The following is a 15,750-nucleotide window of genomic DNA, read 5'->3' as shown; positions in this document are numbered from 1 at the left end:
TAGGCCGTTCGATTTATGAAAGCTGCACCACGTCCAGTTTCAAAAACTCTTTCGGCGTCTGGCCAAAGGCCTGGCGGAAACAACGGTTGAAATAGGACAGGTCCGAAAACCCCGCCTCATAGGCGATCGAGGCAATCAAATCGTCGCGCCGCCCGGCCTTACGATCTTCAAGCCCGCGCCGGGTGTGTTCCAGCCGTTTGAGCATGAGATATTTCGTCGGCGTCGTGCCAATGGAGGCAAAGCCGCGCTGAATTTGCCGCACGGACATGCACAGATCATCGGCCATATGCTGCACCGACATCTCGGGATTGCGGTAATGCGTGTCGATATAGGCCTGCGCCGCGGTGAGCGCGTGCGAGCTTCCGAGATCCGAGTCGATCCCCGAAAAATCCTCCCGCCCCGAGCGTTCGTGCAGCATCGCCCCCAACAGCCCCATCAAAGCCTCGCGCAGGTAATGATTGGTCGAATTGTTGGCCTCTGTCGTGCTGAACACCTTCGCCAACACGCCGTAAAGCGCCATATTCGTGGGATCATGTCGCGGCAGGCTTAGCCCGCCCCGCAAAAGATCATAGCCGAATCGCGAATGCAGTTCTGCGCGTGGCAGGTGCAGCGACAATTGCCGGTTGAAATGCCCGAAAAAGGTGAATTCCGACGGCGCGGCACTGTCGATCAGCACCATATCCCCCGGCGACATCATCACCGAGACATCGGCCTGACTCATCAGCGCCTTGCCCTCTTCCTGAACGATCAGAAAATAATGCTCGCCGCTTTCTTGTTTGACGGATTTCTGTGTGCGCACAACCTGTTGCACGTCCATCGCCATGCGCGCCATCTCGATACCCGCCCGGTTTTCCAGCAAAGCGCCACCGCGCATCTGGAGGCGTTCCTTGCCCGGACGCACGTCAAATTGTCCGCAGACAGAGCGCAGATCCGCGACAAAAGCGTCGACCGAAGTTTCGGGATATTTCACAGGGGGCAACATGGAGCGAGAATGCCGTGGCTCCGCTTAATTTACAAGTTAATTAATGCGTCATCACGACACAGAGCTGTCGCCCCTCGCAAAGTTTCATGTCGCCAGAGTCCAAGACCTGACGCGCGTGTCGCAGCATTGTTACAGGTGAAATATGGGAGGAGAGACTATGCTGGAACTCGGCATGACCATCGACGGACAAAGCGTCCTCGGTTCCAAAACCTTTGATGTATTTAACCCTGCGACGGGGGAATTGGTTGGCCGCGCGCCCAATGCGACGGTGGACGATTTGAACCGCGCCGTGGCCGCCGCGAAAGCCGCCTTTCCCGCTTGGTCCGCGCTGCCGGATGCGGAACGTCAGGCGCGTTGTGCCGCGCTTGTGAAAGCGATCGAGGCCAATGCTGATGAGATCGCCCACACGCTGACGCTCGAACAGGGCAAGCCGCTCAATGGCATGGGCTCGCGCTTTGAGCTTGGCGGTGCGATGGCCTGGACCGGCCACACTGCAAGCCTCGAGCTGCCGGTGAAAGTGCTTCAGGACAATAACGAAGGCCGCGTCGAGCTGCACCGCAAAGCCATTGGTGTCGTCGGCTCCATCACGCCATGGAACTGGCCGGTGATGATCGCGATCTGGCACATCGTGCCGGCGCTGCGCGCGGGCAACACCGTGGTGATCAAACCCTCCCCCTTCACGCCGCTCTCGACGCTTCAGGTTGTCGCCGCCATGGCCGCGACGCTTCCGGCGGGGGTGCTGAACGTGGTGACCTCTGACGACACGCTCGACAACATCGGCGCCGCCATGTCGTCCCACCCGGACATTGGCAAGATCGTCTTCACCGGCTCCTGCGCCACCGGCGCGCGGGTGATGAAATCCGCCGCCGACACGATGAAACGCCTGACGCTCGAACTCGGCGGCAATGACGCGGGCATCGTCCTGCCGGATTGCGACCCCGAAGAGATCGCCGAAAAGCTGTTCTGGGGCGCCTTCATCAACAACGGCCAGACCTGTGCCGCGATGAAACGCCTTTACGTCCATGACGACATCCACGACGCCGTCTGCGACGCCCTCGTCGCCTATGCGCGCACCGTGAAAATGGGCAACGGTCTCGATGACGCCAGCGTCTTGGGTCCGGTCGCCAACAAGATGCAATTCGACAAAGTCAGCGCGCTGGTCGCCGACGCGGTCCAGAGCGGCAATGTGCTTTTGGGCGGCGCCCCGGACGAAGGCCTGTTCTTCCCGATCACGCTGATCTCCGATCTGCCGGACGACGCGCCGCTCATTCACGAAGAGCAATTTGGCCCCGCCCTGCCGATCATCCGTTTCACGGACGTTGAAGAGGCAATCAAAGCCGCCAACGCCAGCGAAAACGGTCTCGGCGGCTCGATCTGGTCGAAAGACATCGAGAAAGCCAAGGCACTGGCGCTCCGCCTCGAATGCGGCACGGCGTGGATCAACAGCCACGGCGGTCTCAACCCGGTTGCGCCTTTCGGTGGTGCCAAAATGTCCGGGATCGGCCGGGAGTTCGGCGAAGAAGGCCTCTTCGAGAACACCGAGATCCAGGTCCTTCATATCTAAGGGAAAAAACATGTCTCAGGAATTCGATTACATCGTCGTCGGCGGTGGGTCTTCGGGCTGTGTCATGGCCTCCCGCCTCTCGGAAGACAGCAGCAAACGTGTCCTTCTGATCGAGAGCGGCCACCGCGACAGCCACCCCTACATCCACATCCCCTCGACCTTCTTCAAAGTCATCGAAAAAGGCCGCGACATCGTGCCTTATGTGGGCGAACGCGACGAGGGCGTGAACGGGCGGGAATCCGTGGTGCTTCAGGGCCATGTCATCGGCGGCGGCTCGTCGGTGAACGCGATGATCTACATTCGCGGCCATGCCAACGACTACAACCAATGGGCGCAGCTCGGCAACACAGGCTGGTCCTACGAGGACGTGCTTCCGGCGTTTCGCGATGTCGAGAACAACATGGTCTTCTCCGATGGCTTCCACGGCACGGAGGGCGAAGTGCGCGTCTCAGAGGCGCCGAACAAACACCCGCTGTCGCGCGCCTTCATCCGCGCGGGCCAAGAGGTCGGCCTGCCCTACAACCCCGATTTCAACGGCGCCGAGCAAGAGGGCGTGGGCTTTTACCAGTCCACCACCCACAATGGCCGCCGCTGGTCCTCCGCGCAGGCGTTTTTGCGCAAGGCGGAAAAGCGCAAGAACCTGACGATCATGACGCAGACCCGCGTCGGAAAAATCCTGTTCGAAGGCAAACGCGCCGCGGGCGTCGAGTTGGAAGACGGGCGCAAAATGACCGCCAAGGGCGAGATCATCCTCTGCGCCGGCGCCATCGAGACCCCGCGTCTGATGCAGCTCTCGGGCGTCGGTCCTGCGGAACATCTGCGCGAACACGGCATCGAGGTCGTGGCCGATCTGCCCGGTGTCGGTTCGAACTATCAGGACCATATGGAAAGCACCGTGCAGGGCGAGACCTATGAGCCGATCTCGCTCTACCGCGAGGACAAAGGTCTCAAGGCCGTGCGTCACATGCTGCGCTATCTCTTGACCAACACCGGGCTTGTGGCCTCCAACGTGGTGGAATGCGGCGGCTTTGCCGATGTGTCCGGCGCGGGCCAGCCCGATGTGCAATTCCACTGCATCCCCTTCATGGCGGGTTGGGTCGACCGTGATCCGATCGAGGCCCACGGCTTCCAGATCGCGCCCTGTTTCCTGCGTCCGAAATCGCGCGGCTCCGTGCGTCTGCGCTCCTCGAACCCGAAGGACAAGGCGCTCTTCGATGCCGCGACCTTCCGCGACAATGACGATCTCGAGGTGCTGACCCGCGGTGTGCTCAAGGCCATCGACATCATGAACGCGCCCGCGATGCAGAAATTTATCAAACGTCGTGCGCTGCCCGTCGAGGGTCTGGAAAACGACATGGACGCGCTGCGCGACTACGTGCGCCAGACCTGCAAAACCGTGTTCCACCCCAGCGGCACCGCCAAGATGGGTGTGGAAAGCGACAAGATGTCGGTCGTCGACAGTGAGCTGCGTGTGCGGGGCCTGGAGGGGCTTCGTGTGGCGGACGCCTCCGTCATGCCGACGCTCGTGTCCGGCAACACCAATGCTCCGGTGATCATGATCGCAGAACGTTGTTCGCGCTTCATCACCGGCAAAGAAACCGTTGCGGTCGCCTAAGACCGCAACGTTAAACCAGGGAGGAAAGAACATGTTGAAGACACTCAAGACCACGGGCACCGCGATGGGCCTGATCTTTGCAGCCGGTGCGGCCTTTGCGGCGCCGAGCTGTGGCGCCAACACGGGCGAGGCCGCCACCGGCGCGCCGATCAAAGTCGGCGGCATCCATGGCAATGCGGCGCCGGGGGATTTTTCGTCCTCGACCACGGCGGCGGCGGCCTATTTCGACTGTGTGAACGCCAATGGCGGCATCAACGGTCGCCCGATTGAGTACCTCGTGGAAAACGACCAGTGGAACCCGGAGCTGGCCTCGCAAGCCGCCTCCAAACTGGTGGTCGACGAAGATGTCGTCGCCTTGGTGGGCAACGGCTCCTTCGTGGAAATGTCTGTGAACTCAGGCTTTTACAAAGACCAAAACGTGATGACCATGGCCTCCGCCTGTGCCGCGTCTGAGTGTTTCGAAAGCTCGAACATCGTCTCGACGAACCAGGGCCCGCTTCCGTCCTCCATCGGCGCGGCGATGTATATGGTCGAGGAAAAAGGCGCGCAGAACGTGTCTTGTATTGCGCTCACCATCCCGAACTCCGGCCCGTGGTCCTGTGGCGCGGCCGTGGAATATATGGAATCGAAAGGCTTGTCTGGCACCGGCGTCTACCTCAATCCGGCCTCGCCGGACGTGAACTCCGGTCTCTTGGAAGCCATTGCCTCCGGCGCCGACACGATCATCGTCAACCTGCCCGCCGGTCTCGGCATCGCCGTGCTCAAAGCCGCCGAAGAGCAAGGTCTGGGCGACGCCTACCAATGGGCCTCCTCCACCCCGCTCTACGACCGTGATGTGCCGGGCGCTCTGGGCGACTATTGGGATGGCAAACTCTTCGTAAGCGCCGAGATGACGCCCTGGGACAAGGGCGGCGAGGATGCCACCAACTGGCTCGCCGTGATGGACGCCTACGGTGACGCAAAAGACCCGCGCGACAGCTTCAGCCAGGCGGGTTTCCTGTCGGCCAAGATCTTTGTCGACACGCTGTTGGGCATGGACCCCGCCGATCTCGACGACCGCGCGAAAGTGACCGAGGCGATCACCGCGATCAACGGCTATGAGAGCGATCTGGTCTGTGGCCCCTTCTACGTGGGCGAGGCCGACCGTCACATGCCGAACCACGCGGGCACCATGGTGGTGGTGAAAGACGGTGGCTTTGAAACCGTGCGTGACTGTTTCGAATACGACAGCCCGTATTTCGCGCCGATCTTCGAACAGGAAGAGGCGCTCGGCCTGCGCTGACCTCCCAACGCAGACCTGCCGCGCTCCTTGGCGTCTATACGGCCTCCGAAACAGGGGGCGCGGCACCCATTTGAAATCAGGGGAAAGATCATGTGGCAAGTGCTACGGACGGCTGCGCTCTGTCTCGCAGTCTGCGCAGGAACTGCGCTTTGGCTCGGGTCGGGGAAACCCGTCATGGTTCAGGGAATGTTCATCGTGTCAGGCCTCGCCGTCGGCTCGCTTTATGCGCTTGGCGGCATCGGGCTTGTGGTGCTCTATCGCGCGACCGGCGTGTTGAACCTGTCGGCGGGCGCCATCGGCATGGCCGCAGTCATGGCCGCCTGGCAATTCGCGCAATGGGGCCTTTTCGGGCCGCTGGCATGGGCCTTGGGTCTCGCCATCGGTGTCGCTCTGGCGCTGTTTTATGGCCGCATGATTGCGCCGCAAATGGCTTGGCGCGAGCCCGTGGTCAAAGCCGTCGCCTCGCTGGGCTATGCCATCGCGATCCTTGGCGTCGTGGCCTTTATCTTCCCCGATGAGCCGCGCAAGTTCTCGCTGCCGACCGACAATATGGCCGTGATGATCGTCGGTCTGCGTGTCACTGTCACCCGTCTGATCGTGGTGGCCGCCGCCGTGCTTCTGGTGATCGGCATCACTGTCTCGCTCAACGTCACCCGCGTCGGGCTTCAGATGCGCGCGCTGGCCAACAACCGCTCGATTTCTTCGCTGATCGGCATCCCGATCCTGAAGGTCGAGACCATGGCCTGGGGCCTTTCCGGTCTGTTGTTCGGCTTCACCGGGCTGATGTTCGGCGATCTGGTGCGGCTTGAGCCCTCCGTCATCACCTTTATGGTCATCCCAAGCATCGCCGCCGCAATCTGTGGCCGTCTCCAGAGCCTGCCCGATGTGCTCATGGGCGGTTTGACCATCGGGGTGATCGAAAGCCTTCTCACCTTTTCCGACACGTTCAAACAGGTGCGCCCCATCGCGCCCTTCGTGATCGCGGCGCTCGTCCTTTTGGCGATGAACCGGGGCCGCCGCCTGACCTTCGCGGGAGACGATTGATGCGTTCGACCACCAACACGATCTGGGCCGTCTTTGGCCTTGCGCTGATCCTTGTGCTGCCGGCATTTGCGGGCGGGCAATGGATCAAGATTTTCACCTCTACCACCACGTTCGCCATGGCTGCCGCGGGGGCCGGATTCCTCTACACCCGCCTCGGCATGGTCAGCCTCGTGCAGGTCGGCCTGATGGGCGTGGGCGGCTGGGTCACGCTGCGCCTCAACCATGCCTTCAACTTTCCGTTTGAGATCAACCTGATGGTCGCGGGCGCAGTCACGATGTTTCTGGGCAATCTCATCGCGCTTCCGGCGCTCCGGATGCGCGGGCTCTATCTGGCGCTCATCACCCTGATGTTTGCCGCCGGTCTCGACATCGTTTTCACTGCCAAGCAATTCCCGAATGGCGCGGCGGGCTTCTGGGGCGTTGGCACCACCTTTGCCGCCGACATGCGCCGGCCTCTCCTGGCCCAAAGCGATGCCGCCTACCTGCGCTACACGATGGTCTGGCTGGTGATTGGCTTCGTGCTGATCGAGCTGCACCGCCGTATGGCCCCGGGCCGCGCCTGGGCGCTTATCCGCAAATCCGAAGCCGCCGCTCTCGCCTCTGGCGTCAATGTCACGCTCTATAAAACCTGGGCCTTTGGGCTGTCGGGCCTGCTCGCGGGCTTGGGCGGCGGTCTCTTGGCCGGGAGCCTTGGCCTGTTGGACTCCGCCACCTTCCGCGCCAGCGAAAGCGTCATGCTCTTTGCTCTCGTCATCGTCGGCGGTGCACGCTTCTGGTATGGGGCGGTGATTGCCGCCGTGCTGTTCCGCGTCGTGCCGGGACTGTTGAACAACTGGGGCGTCGATGCCGATCTGTCTCTGGTGATCTTTGGCGCGGCCCTGCTCCACGCGGTGATGACCGCGCCTGACGGGCTGGCCGGTCAGATCAATGGCGCGGTGCGTGCCCTGATCCCCGGCGCAAAGTCCGACAAAAAAGGAGCCAAGGCATGATTTCCATTGAAAATCTCACCGTGCGCTTCGGCGGTGTCGTGGCGCTCGATCACATCGGCGCCGAGTTCTCCGCCAATGTCTCTGGCCTCATCGGGCCGAATGGCGCGGGCAAGACGACGACGATGAATGTGATCTCCGGCTTTCTGGACGCCCACAACGGCCATGTGATTGTCGAGGGCACCGATCTGGTCAAACTCGCCCCGCACAAGCGCGTGCAATGGGGTCTGCGCCGGTCGTTCCAAAAGGAACAGATCGCCAATGACCTGACCGTGCGCGAGAACCTGATGGCGATCACCGATCACCTGCGTGGGGCGCGCGCGGATAAACGCGCTGATCTGGAACGTGCCGCCGAGTTCGCCGGTGTGACCGCGATATTGGACAAAATGGGCCGCGATCTCAACACTTTCGAACGCCGTCTCACCGATGTCGCCCGCTGTGTCATCGGCCACCCGAAGATGATCATGTTCGACGAACCCGCAGGCGGCCTGACGCCCGAGGAGACCGAACGTCTCGGCGATTTGATCCTCGGCATCAACGATCTGACCGGCGCGAAGGTGCTTGTGATCGACCATGACGTCGAGCTGATCGAACGCATCTGCGCCGAGACGCTGGTGTTGGATTTCGGCAAACGCGTGGCCTTTGGCCCAACCTCGGAGGTGCTGCGCGATCCGGCGGTTCAGGCGGCCTATCTCGGCATCGAAGTGGAGGAAGAGCATGCTTGAGCTTTCTGGTGTAACCATCGAAAAAGACGGCATTGCGGTGTTGAAAGACGTCTCGCTCACCGTCGAACCCGGCAAGGTGACGGCGCTTTTGGGCGCCAACGGTGCCGGAAAATCCGAATTGGTGCTGGGCATCGCCGGGCTTTTGCCCGTCACGGGCGGCGAGATCCGCGCCGATGGCAAGCCAATAACCGGGCAGGCCCCGAACCTCATCCGCGCCGCCGGTGTCGCCGCCGTGCCGGAGGGGCATCAGGTGCTCTCGAAACTCTCGGTCGATGACAACCTGCGCGCCGCCGCCTCGCTTTTGTCTTTGGCCGAAACCAAGGACGCGCTCGATCGTGTCTATGCGCTTTTCCCCGAGTTGGCCGAACGCAAACGCCAGATCGCGGGCACCATGTCGGGCGGGCAGCAACAGATGCTCGCCATCGGTCACGCCCTCATGGCGCGTCCGCGTTATGTGTTGATTGATGAGATGTCGTTGGGTCTGGCGCCCTTGATCGTCAAACGTCTGGTCGGCGTGGTCTCGGAACTGGCCGCCTCTGGCGTGGGGGTCTTGCTCGTGGAGCAATTCGTCGAAGTGGCGCTGCAACTGGCCTCCGATATTGTTGTGCTTCGCAAGGGACAAGTGCGGTTGGCCAGCACCGCAGAGGCGATTGCCGAGAACCGTGAGTTGATCACCGAAGCTTACTTTTAAGCTCCCCTCACCCACATAAAAAATGCGCCCTGGCTCTCAGGGCGCATTTTCCATGTCGAAAGAGATCACTCTCGTTTCGTCATCTCAAGTTGCCATCTCAGTTCGCCATGGCCAGCTGTTTCGGCAGTTTAAAGGTCCAGACCGTGCCGCCTTGGTTCAGGTAGTTGACCTTTTTGGCCACTTCCCCGCCCCAGAGCGGAACCGCGCCGCCCCAGCCGGAGACGATGGTGACATATTGCTCGCCTTCGAACTCATAGGTCACCGGCTGGCCGACGATGCCGGAGCCGGTCTGGAAGGACCAAAGCTTTTCACCGGTCTCGTCATCGAGCGCAATGAACTCACCCTCAGGCGTGCCGAAGAACACGAGGCCGCCCGCGGTGGTCATCACCCCGCCCCAAAGCGGTGCGTCGTTTTGGAAGTCCCATTTGATGTCGCCAGTTTCCGGCTCGATGGCTTTCAAAGACCCGATGTGGCTTTCAAAGATCGGCTTGATGGTAAAGCCCGCGCCAAGGTAAGCTGCGCCTTTTTTATAGGAAATCGGCTCGTTCCAGATGTCCATGCCCCATTCGTTCGATGGCACATAGAACATGCCGGTCTTCTGGCTGTGCGCCATCGGCATCCAGTTTTTACCCCCCAGGAAGGACGGCACGGAGAACACCATTTCGCCCTTTTCGGCCTCCAAAGGATTGCCCGGACGCGCGTCCTCGATGTAGATCGGGCGGCCCGTCTCGTCGATGCCCTCGGCCCAGGTGATGTTGGACACAAACGGCGTCGCGTTCACGAAAGCCCCGTCTTCGCGGTTCAGCACGTAGAAGAACCCGTTTCGGTCGGCGGTGGCATAACGCTTGTTGCCGTCCTTGTCGGTGAAGGACACGACCTCGTTCACCCCGTCAAAGTCCCAGCCCTCGCGCGGCGTGGTTTGGAAATGCCATTTGATCTCGCCGGTGGCCGGGTCGATGCCCAGACGCGAGGCGGCATAGAGGTTGTCGCCCGCGTTGCCCTCGGTCGGCGTGCCGGCATTGCGCAGATGCGAGTTCCACGGCGCCGGGTTGCCGGTGCCAAAGACCAGCGTGTCGGTATCCGCATCATAAGACCCGCCAAGCCATGTGGCGCCGCCGCCGGTCTTCCACATATCGCCCGGCCATGTCGCGTTGAGCGTGCCGGTCATGGTGCTTTCTTCGCCATTGAGCGTGCCCATATGTCCCTCGATCACCGGACGGGTCCAGACCAGATCGCCAGTTTCGGCGTCACGCGCTTGCACTTCGCCGACGATGCCGAATTCACCGCCAGAGTTGCCGGTGATCACCAGACCGTTCACGATCAAAGGCGCTGCCGTATAGGAATAGCCCTCTTTGTAGTCAGCGATTTTCTTGTTCCATTTCACATCGCCGGTCTTCAGATCCAGCGCCACGATGCGCGCATCCAGCGTGCCGAAATAGATGTTGTCGCCATAAATCGCGCCACCGCGGTTGATCACGTCACAGCACGGCAGAATGCCTTCGGGCAGACGTGCGTCATACTGCCAAAGCTCCTCGCCGGTTTTCAGATCGATCGCATACATCCGCGAATACGACCCCGTCACATACATGACGCCATCGTAAATCAGCGGCTGGGTTTCCTGACCCCGTTGCTTCTCGCCGCCAAAGCTGAAGGCCCAGGCCGGGAAAAGGTTTTGGATGTTGTCTTTGTTAAGCGTGTCGAGCGGTGAGTAGCGCTGAAGATCGCGCCCCATGCCGTTGGTCAACACATCGCCCGGCGTGCTGGCGTCGTTCAAAAGGTCTTCCTCGGTGACCCCGGCAACGCCCCCGCCCGCAAACCCAAAGCTCATGATGGCCGCCGTCGCAGCCGTTACAAACCTGTTCATTTTAGTCCTCCCATAGCAGACCGCACCCCTGACGTATGGACCACGGCTCATGTTCATCCATTATTGACAGGGCCGTTCCGGCGGATATTGGCCATTGGTCGTAGGCCCCCTGCGACCCTCCTATCCTTTGGTCGTATTTCGCCCGCGCATCGCCCGACCTAGGCTCTTTTGTCAGGGAGGACTGCACATGACGAAATTCACCAAAGGGCTTGCCGCACTTGCGGCGGCGATGTCTCTGACAGGCGCCTTGGCCGCGAAAGCCGAAGACCTGCCGACACTTAAGGCCGCGCTCTATATGTCCGGCACCGTGGCCTGGGAGGTCGACACCATCCGCCACAACGGTTTTGACACCGCGCAGGGCTTTACCCTCGAGCCTATGGATGTCGCAGGCGCTGCCGCCTCGCGCGTCGCCTTGGCCGCAGGCGAAGTCGATATGATCGTCGCCGATTGGCTCTGGGTCGCCGCCCAACGTGCCGAGGGCAAGGACTACGTCTTCCTCCCCTATTCCAAGGCCGTCGGCGGGCTCTACGTGCCGAAAGACAGCCCCGCGCAAAGCCTCGCCGATCTCAAAGGCGGCAAGATTGGCATCGCGGGCGGGCCGACTGACAAAAGCTGGCTGATCCTGCGCGCCTATGCCGAGCAAATGACCGGTCAGGACCTCGCCTCTGAAACCGAACAAGTGTTCGGCGCGCCGCCGCTGATCTTCAAATCCGCGCTCTCGGGCGAGCTGGAGGGCGCGATCAATTTCTGGCACTTTGGTGCCAAGATGGAAGCCGCCGGCATGCGCCTTCTGGCCTCCACCTCTGAGGCCTCTCTGGCTCTGGGGCTGAACCCCGACACGCCGCTTCTGGGCTATGTGGTGCGCGGCGAGGTGTTGGCAGACCATCCCGAACTGATCAAAGGCTTGGCCGCAGCCTCCCGTCAGGCCAAAGTGCTTTTGGCCACGGATGACGCCGCCTGGGAGCGGTTGCGCGAGCGGATGAACGTCAAAAACGACGCGCAATTCGAGGCATTGAGAGCCGGTTGGATCGCGGGCATTCCCGCCGAGGGTCCGGTCTCCGAAGAAGACGCCGCCAAGATGCTCGCCCTCATGGCGAAACTCGGCGGCGAGGAGCTGGTCGGTCAAGCGACCACCCTGCCCGCAGGCACCTTCTATGACCCGGCCTCATGAGGCATGACATGTCCATCCTCTCGGACAATCACGAGGCGGCTTTCCCTGTGAAGGCCGCCTTGCTGCACCTCGATCTGCGCTCGGTGTCCGCCGGGGGGACGCAGATCCTTGGGGGCATAAAACTGGACATCCATGCGGGCGAAACCGTTGCGCTGACCGGCCCCTCGGGGGTCGGCAAGACCACCCTACTGAGGGTCATCTCGGGGCTACACCGCGACTACGAAGGCACCCTCACCCGCCCGCCCCGGCTCTCCACTGTGTTCCAAAACCCGACGCTTTTGCCCTGGCGCAAGGCCTGGCAGAACCTCAGCCTGACCACCGGGATGTCCAAGGCACAGGCGCGCGACTGGCTCACCGCCGTCGGCCTCTCCGACCACGCCGATCACTTCCCCGAACAGATGTCGCTGGGCCAACAACGCCGCCTCGCGCTGGCCCGTGCTTTTGCCGCCGCGCCCGATCTATTGTTGATGGACGAGGCCTTTGTGTCGCTCGACCCAAAGCTGGCCGATGAGATGATGCAGCTGTTCGAGACGCTGCGCGCCCGGCACGGCACGACGACGCTTTTGGTCACGCATGACAACAAAGAGGCGGCGCGGCTCGCGGATCGGGTGCTCTGCCTCGACGGCAGCCCCGCCAGGCTCCGCGCGACCTCTCAACTTATTCGGAGATCGACGCCAGATAGGTGACGATGAAATCCTGCACCGTCGGGTCGCTCACGCCGACGTGGCGCATTTTCGTGCCCGGCACGAGCGCGTCATTGTCCTCCATCCAGGCCCGGATCGCGCCCTTGGTCCAGACAAAGCCCGCGTTGCTCAGCGCGTCAGAATAGGGATAGCCCTCGAACGTCCCCGCCGCGCGCCCGACGACGCCGGTCAAAAGCGGGCCATAGCTCGCGCGGTCCGCATCGACGGAGTGGCAGCGGTGGCATTCCTTGTCGAAAAACTCGGCCCCTGCGGCGGTTTTGATGGCGTCATATTCGCCCGCAAAGGCGACGGTTGCAAAGAGTGCCGGAACTACAACGGGGATCACGGCAGCGGCGATGTGTTTGGCTTTCATGGGGGTCTCTCCTACGCGACTGTTTGAGGTATCATCGCGCGGGAAGCCGCTCCAAAGGGTTGACCTGCCTCAAGAAAAGCCCCCGACATTGGTCGGGGGGCTTCTACGACTTTGGTCGTAATTTCGCGTCAAAACAGGTTGAGATAGCGCCATTCATCGGCGTCGGGCGTGACCTCGTCGAGATCATACCCGGCCCGTTGCAACCGCTGCGCCACGGCCAGGCCATCATTCGCGGCCTCATCCACAAGCGCGCGGCCTGCGTCCTCGTCCCGCGCCACGCCCCAGCCGCGCATCAGATCAAGCCCATGGTTGAACTTGCCCACCGGATCGCCCGCCTCGGCCGCCTTGCGGTTCCAAACGGCTGCGGCCTCCAAATCTTGCGGCCCGCCCAGACCGTTGTCATCGAGCTGGCTCATCCAGGTCATCGCCCCGGTCCAGCCCGCATCCGCACAGTTGGAAAACAGCTCACGCGCCAATTCGTGACGCCCGGATTTCGTGATCAGATAGCCCTGCGAACAGATCACCATACCGGTGTCGCCCTCGCGGATGCTCTCCATCACCTGCGCCATCGACATCTCATGCGGGTTGAGCGTGCCTTGTTCGTCCACATGGGTGTCGGGGCCAAGCTCCATGGGTAAATCTTCGGCAAAGAGAGGCGCGGCAAAGGCCATCGCCAACCCAAGGCAAATACGTTTCATGTGACAGTCCTCCCGTGCACAAGCATGCCAGAGACGGACCAGACGACGAATGGGACAAAGGTCCAAGGCACTCTGCGACCAAAGTCGCAAGATCACATTTTACGCCCGATCATCCGTTTCGCCGGATCATAGCCCCAAAGTGCCAGCACCATGAAGGCAATCGACGCCGCGATACAAACGCCCCAAGCCAGCGGATTGGGCGTCAGATAAAGCGCAAAACGGATGCTCTCGACCCCGTAGGAAAACGGATTCAGGCGACAGATCGTCTCCAAAAGCGCCGAGGCCTCGGCCATTTTCCAAAGCGGATAGAGCGCGGTGGAGAGGAAGAACATCGGAAAGATGACGAAATTCATCACGCCCGCGAAATTCTCCAACTGTTTGATTGTGGAAGATAAAGCGATGCCAAGCGCGCCGACCATGAGAGCGGTGAGAAACAACGCCGGCAGGATCGCGACATAGCCCAGAGGCGAAAACGTGATGCCATAGAGCGCGCAGATCGCAAGAAACGCATAGGCCTGAAGCACGGAAATCAGCGCGCCTGCGATGAGTTTACAGCTCAAAAGCCACCAACGCGGCAGAGGGGCCGTGAGCAAGAGCCGCATCGTCCCCATCTCGCGGTCCATCACCAAAGAGAGCGAGGATTGCATGCCGTTGAACAGCAAAATCATGCCGCAGAGCCCCGGCACGATGTAGGTCTCATAGGTGATATAGGTCTGATACGGCGGCGTGATCGACAGGCCCAGAGCGGCGCGAAAGCCTGCCGCAAAAACAAAGAGCCAGACGAGAGGTCGCACAAGCGCCGCCAGCATCCGCGCGCGCTGCCCCAGAAAGCGCAGCGCCTCGCGATGGCAGATCACCCAGAGTGCAGCCAAGGCATGTCTCATACGCCCTCGCTCTCGGTCAATTTCAGGAAATGCGCCGTCAAAGCCGCGCCTGTGACGGGCACTTCGCCCTGTTCCAACACGCGCCCTTTGTGCAAGACGACAAGCCGATCGCCGGGCCAGATCTCATCGGTCAAATGCGTGGCCCAAAGCACCGCCAGACCGGTGTCTTTCGCCAGCCCATGCACATGCGCAACGAGATCGCTGCGGGTCTGCGCGTCCAGCCCAACGGTCGGCTCATCCAACAGCAACACCTCAGGGCGATGCATCAACGCGCGGGCAATCTCCAACCGTCGTCGGTGCCCGCCGTTGAGATCACGCACCCGCTCGCGTGCGCGTTCCTCCATGCCCAAACGGTCCAAGGCCTCGGAGGCCGCAAACCGCGCCGCGCGGCCCGTGATGCCATGCAACCCCGCGAAATAGAGCATATTGCGCCAGACGGAGAGGTCGAGATCGAGCGTCGGCTGTTGAAACACCACACCGGTTTTCGACAGGGCGCCCAGCGGATCGCGGGACACATCATGTCCCGCAATGTCGATCCGCCCGGTGCGAGGCGTGAACAACCGCGTCAAAAGCCCGAAAAGCGTCGATTTCCCCGCCCCGTTCGGCCCTAAAAGCGCGCAAAACTGACCCGGCGCGACCGAAAAGCTCACCGCCTCCAGAGCACGTTTTGCGCCCCAGTCGTGGGTGATATTTTCGACGTTTAACCCAGTCATTCGCCTGCTCATTCGCCCGCCTTATTCAATCGTGATCTCCAACCGTTGCAGATCGCCCGAGGATTGCGGCACACGCAGCTCGTAGCGCCCCGGCTTGATGGCCACAAAGCCAATCTCCATCGTGCCCGCCTCATCAAATTCGACGCTGTCGATGCCCAAAGGCCGGATTTCCAGCCCTTCGATCACGATCTCATCGATCCAGATCGCCCGAAAGAACCCCGCCCCTTCGAGCGCCAGTTCCTGTGAGCCATCGGCCTCAATTTCGATCTCGTAATAGGTGCCGGATTTGAGCTTAAGCGGCGCGTCGGCCAAGGGCTGCCCGGCGGAGAGCGTAATCGGCGGCAGGTCTTCGGAATTCGAGGCCGACAGGATGCCCGCGAGGCCGAATTCGGGGGCATCGTCATCATCTGCAAAGGCAGATGTTGCGGCAAGAAGTGCAGCGGCAATGAGTGCGTAACGCATGAAATATTCCTTT

The 15,750-nt window shown here is 61.6% G+C and carries 16 protein-coding genes; 9 read left to right on the top strand and 7 right to left on the bottom strand.

Translation table 11 applies throughout. The features are described from left to right. Positions 1-13 precede the first annotated feature (13 nt). Positions 14-982, bottom strand: a complete 969-nt coding sequence (locus tag LC094_RS04765; protein WP_226550608.1) for a helix-turn-helix domain-containing protein — start codon at positions 980-982, stop codon at positions 14-16. Between the two features lie 157 nt (positions 983-1,139). Between LC094_RS04765 and LC094_RS04760 the strand changes: the two genes are divergently transcribed. The 7 genes from LC094_RS04760 (at position 1,140) to LC094_RS04730 (ending at position 8,889) form a co-directional block, all read left to right on the top strand. Then, positions 1,140-2,546, top strand: coding sequence for an aldehyde dehydrogenase family protein (locus LC094_RS04760; protein WP_226550607.1), 1,407 nt, complete (start codon positions 1,140-1,142; stop codon positions 2,544-2,546). A 10-nt stretch (positions 2,547-2,556) separates the two neighbouring features. Then, positions 2,557-4,161 carry a GMC family oxidoreductase gene (locus LC094_RS04755; RefSeq protein WP_226550606.1) on the top strand — a complete coding sequence of 535 codons (1,605 nt, stop codon included), beginning with the start codon at positions 2,557-2,559 and terminating at the stop codon, positions 4,159-4,161. Positions 4,162-4,192: 31 nt separating this feature from the next. Continuing rightward, positions 4,193-5,443: an ABC transporter substrate-binding protein gene (locus tag LC094_RS04750; protein ID WP_226550605.1), complete on the top strand. Its 1,251-nt coding sequence runs from the start codon at positions 4,193-4,195 to the stop codon at positions 5,441-5,443. 174 nt (positions 5,444-5,617) lie between these two features. Next, positions 5,618-6,487, top strand: coding sequence for a branched-chain amino acid ABC transporter permease (locus tag LC094_RS04745; RefSeq protein WP_226550604.1), 870 nt, complete (start codon positions 5,618-5,620; stop codon positions 6,485-6,487). After that, entirely contained in the window at positions 6,487-7,476 is a 990-nt protein-coding gene (locus tag LC094_RS04740; RefSeq protein WP_226550603.1) for a branched-chain amino acid ABC transporter permease, read from the top strand. Before LC094_RS04745 ends, LC094_RS04740 begins: the two co-directional genes overlap by 1 nt. Continuing rightward, complete coding sequence (locus LC094_RS04735; protein ID WP_226550601.1) at positions 7,473-8,198, top strand: ABC transporter ATP-binding protein; 726 nt, start codon at positions 7,473-7,475, stop codon at positions 8,196-8,198. The genes LC094_RS04740 and LC094_RS04735 overlap by 4 nt, the downstream gene beginning before the upstream one ends. Further along, positions 8,191-8,889: an ABC transporter ATP-binding protein gene (locus LC094_RS04730; RefSeq protein WP_226550600.1), complete on the top strand. Its 699-nt coding sequence runs from the start codon at positions 8,191-8,193 to the stop codon at positions 8,887-8,889. The genes LC094_RS04735 and LC094_RS04730 overlap by 8 nt, the downstream gene beginning before the upstream one ends. Positions 8,890-8,986: 97 nt before the next feature. Here LC094_RS04730 and LC094_RS04725 read toward each other — a convergent pair whose 3' ends face one another. Further along, entirely contained in the window at positions 8,987-10,753 is a 1,767-nt protein-coding gene (locus tag LC094_RS04725; RefSeq protein WP_319003276.1) for a PQQ-dependent methanol/ethanol family dehydrogenase, read from the bottom strand. Between the two features lie 187 nt (positions 10,754-10,940). Here LC094_RS04725 and LC094_RS04720 point away from each other — a divergent pair, with 187 nt between their 5' ends. Next, positions 10,941-11,924: an ABC transporter substrate-binding protein gene (locus tag LC094_RS04720; protein ID WP_226550599.1), complete on the top strand. Its 984-nt coding sequence runs from the start codon at positions 10,941-10,943 to the stop codon at positions 11,922-11,924. An 8-nt stretch (positions 11,925-11,932) separates the two neighbouring features. Next, positions 11,933-12,610 (top strand): ABC transporter ATP-binding protein, encoded by a 678-nt coding sequence (locus tag LC094_RS04715; RefSeq protein WP_226550598.1) that lies wholly within the window; start codon positions 11,933-11,935, stop codon positions 12,608-12,610. Here LC094_RS04715 and LC094_RS04710 read toward each other — a convergent pair. The 5 genes from LC094_RS04710 to LC094_RS04690 all read right to left on the bottom strand — a co-directional run bounded on the left by LC094_RS04710 (position 12,582) and on the right by LC094_RS04690 (position 15,737). Beyond that, entirely contained in the window at positions 12,582-12,980 is a 399-nt protein-coding gene (locus LC094_RS04710) for a c-type cytochrome (protein WP_226550597.1), read from the bottom strand. The two genes, LC094_RS04715 and LC094_RS04710, sit on opposite strands and share 29 nt — an antisense overlap. A gap of 128 nt (positions 12,981-13,108) precedes the next feature. Continuing rightward, the gene (locus tag LC094_RS04705) at positions 13,109-13,678 is read right to left on the bottom strand and encodes a tetratricopeptide repeat protein (protein ID WP_226550596.1); all 570 of its coding nucleotides are present in this window, start codon (positions 13,676-13,678) and stop codon (positions 13,109-13,111) included. 92 nt (positions 13,679-13,770) lie between these two features. Further along, entirely contained in the window at positions 13,771-14,562 is a 792-nt protein-coding gene (locus LC094_RS04700; RefSeq protein WP_226550595.1) for an ABC transporter permease, read from the bottom strand. Beyond that, entirely contained in the window at positions 14,559-15,275 is a 717-nt protein-coding gene (locus LC094_RS04695) for an ABC transporter ATP-binding protein (RefSeq protein ID WP_226550594.1), read from the bottom strand. Before LC094_RS04695 ends, LC094_RS04700 begins: the two co-directional genes overlap by 4 nt. 21 nt (positions 15,276-15,296) lie before the next feature. Then, positions 15,297-15,737: a cupredoxin domain-containing protein gene (locus LC094_RS04690; RefSeq protein WP_226550593.1), complete on the bottom strand. Its 441-nt coding sequence runs from the start codon at positions 15,735-15,737 to the stop codon at positions 15,297-15,299. Between the last annotated feature and the right edge of the window lie 13 nt (positions 15,738-15,750).

Origin of the sequence: Celeribacter naphthalenivorans (genome assembly GCF_020524585.1) — a bacterium.
In the GTDB taxonomy this organism is placed as follows: domain Bacteria; phylum Pseudomonadota; class Alphaproteobacteria; order Rhodobacterales; family Rhodobacteraceae; genus Celeribacter; species Celeribacter naphthalenivorans.
This window is presented reverse-complemented; position numbering and strand designations above follow the sequence as displayed.

Coding starts and splice junctions, on each gene's coding strand:
- LC094_RS04765 (WP_226550608.1), bottom strand. CDS start 982: ATGTTGCCCCCTGTGAAATATCCCGAAACTTCGGTCGACGCTTTTGTC.
- LC094_RS04760 (WP_226550607.1), top strand. CDS start 1,140: ATGCTGGAACTCGGCATGACCATCGACGGACAAAGCGTCCTCGGTTCC.
- LC094_RS04755 (WP_226550606.1), top strand. CDS start 2,557: ATGTCTCAGGAATTCGATTACATCGTCGTCGGCGGTGGGTCTTCGGGC.
- LC094_RS04750 (WP_226550605.1), top strand. CDS start 4,193: ATGTTGAAGACACTCAAGACCACGGGCACCGCGATGGGCCTGATCTTT.
- LC094_RS04745 (WP_226550604.1), top strand. CDS start 5,618: ATGGTTCAGGGAATGTTCATCGTGTCAGGCCTCGCCGTCGGCTCGCTT.
- LC094_RS04740 (WP_226550603.1), top strand. CDS start 6,487: ATGCGTTCGACCACCAACACGATCTGGGCCGTCTTTGGCCTTGCGCTG.
- LC094_RS04735 (WP_226550601.1), top strand. CDS start 7,473: ATGATTTCCATTGAAAATCTCACCGTGCGCTTCGGCGGTGTCGTGGCG.
- LC094_RS04730 (WP_226550600.1), top strand. CDS start 8,191: ATGCTTGAGCTTTCTGGTGTAACCATCGAAAAAGACGGCATTGCGGTG.
- LC094_RS04725 (WP_319003276.1), bottom strand. CDS start 10,753: ATGAACAGGTTTGTAACGGCTGCGACGGCGGCCATCATGAGCTTTGGG.
- LC094_RS04720 (WP_226550599.1), top strand. CDS start 10,941: ATGACGAAATTCACCAAAGGGCTTGCCGCACTTGCGGCGGCGATGTCT.
- LC094_RS04715 (WP_226550598.1), top strand. CDS start 11,933: ATGTCCATCCTCTCGGACAATCACGAGGCGGCTTTCCCTGTGAAGGCC.
- LC094_RS04710 (WP_226550597.1), bottom strand. CDS start 12,980: ATGAAAGCCAAACACATCGCCGCTGCCGTGATCCCCGTTGTAGTTCCG.
- LC094_RS04705 (WP_226550596.1), bottom strand. CDS start 13,678: ATGAAACGTATTTGCCTTGGGTTGGCGATGGCCTTTGCCGCGCCTCTC.
- LC094_RS04700 (WP_226550595.1), bottom strand. CDS start 14,562: ATGAGACATGCCTTGGCTGCACTCTGGGTGATCTGCCATCGCGAGGCG.
- LC094_RS04695 (WP_226550594.1), bottom strand. CDS start 15,275: ATGACTGGGTTAAACGTCGAAAATATCACCCACGACTGGGGCGCAAAA.
- LC094_RS04690 (WP_226550593.1), bottom strand. CDS start 15,737: ATGCGTTACGCACTCATTGCCGCTGCACTTCTTGCCGCAACATCTGCC.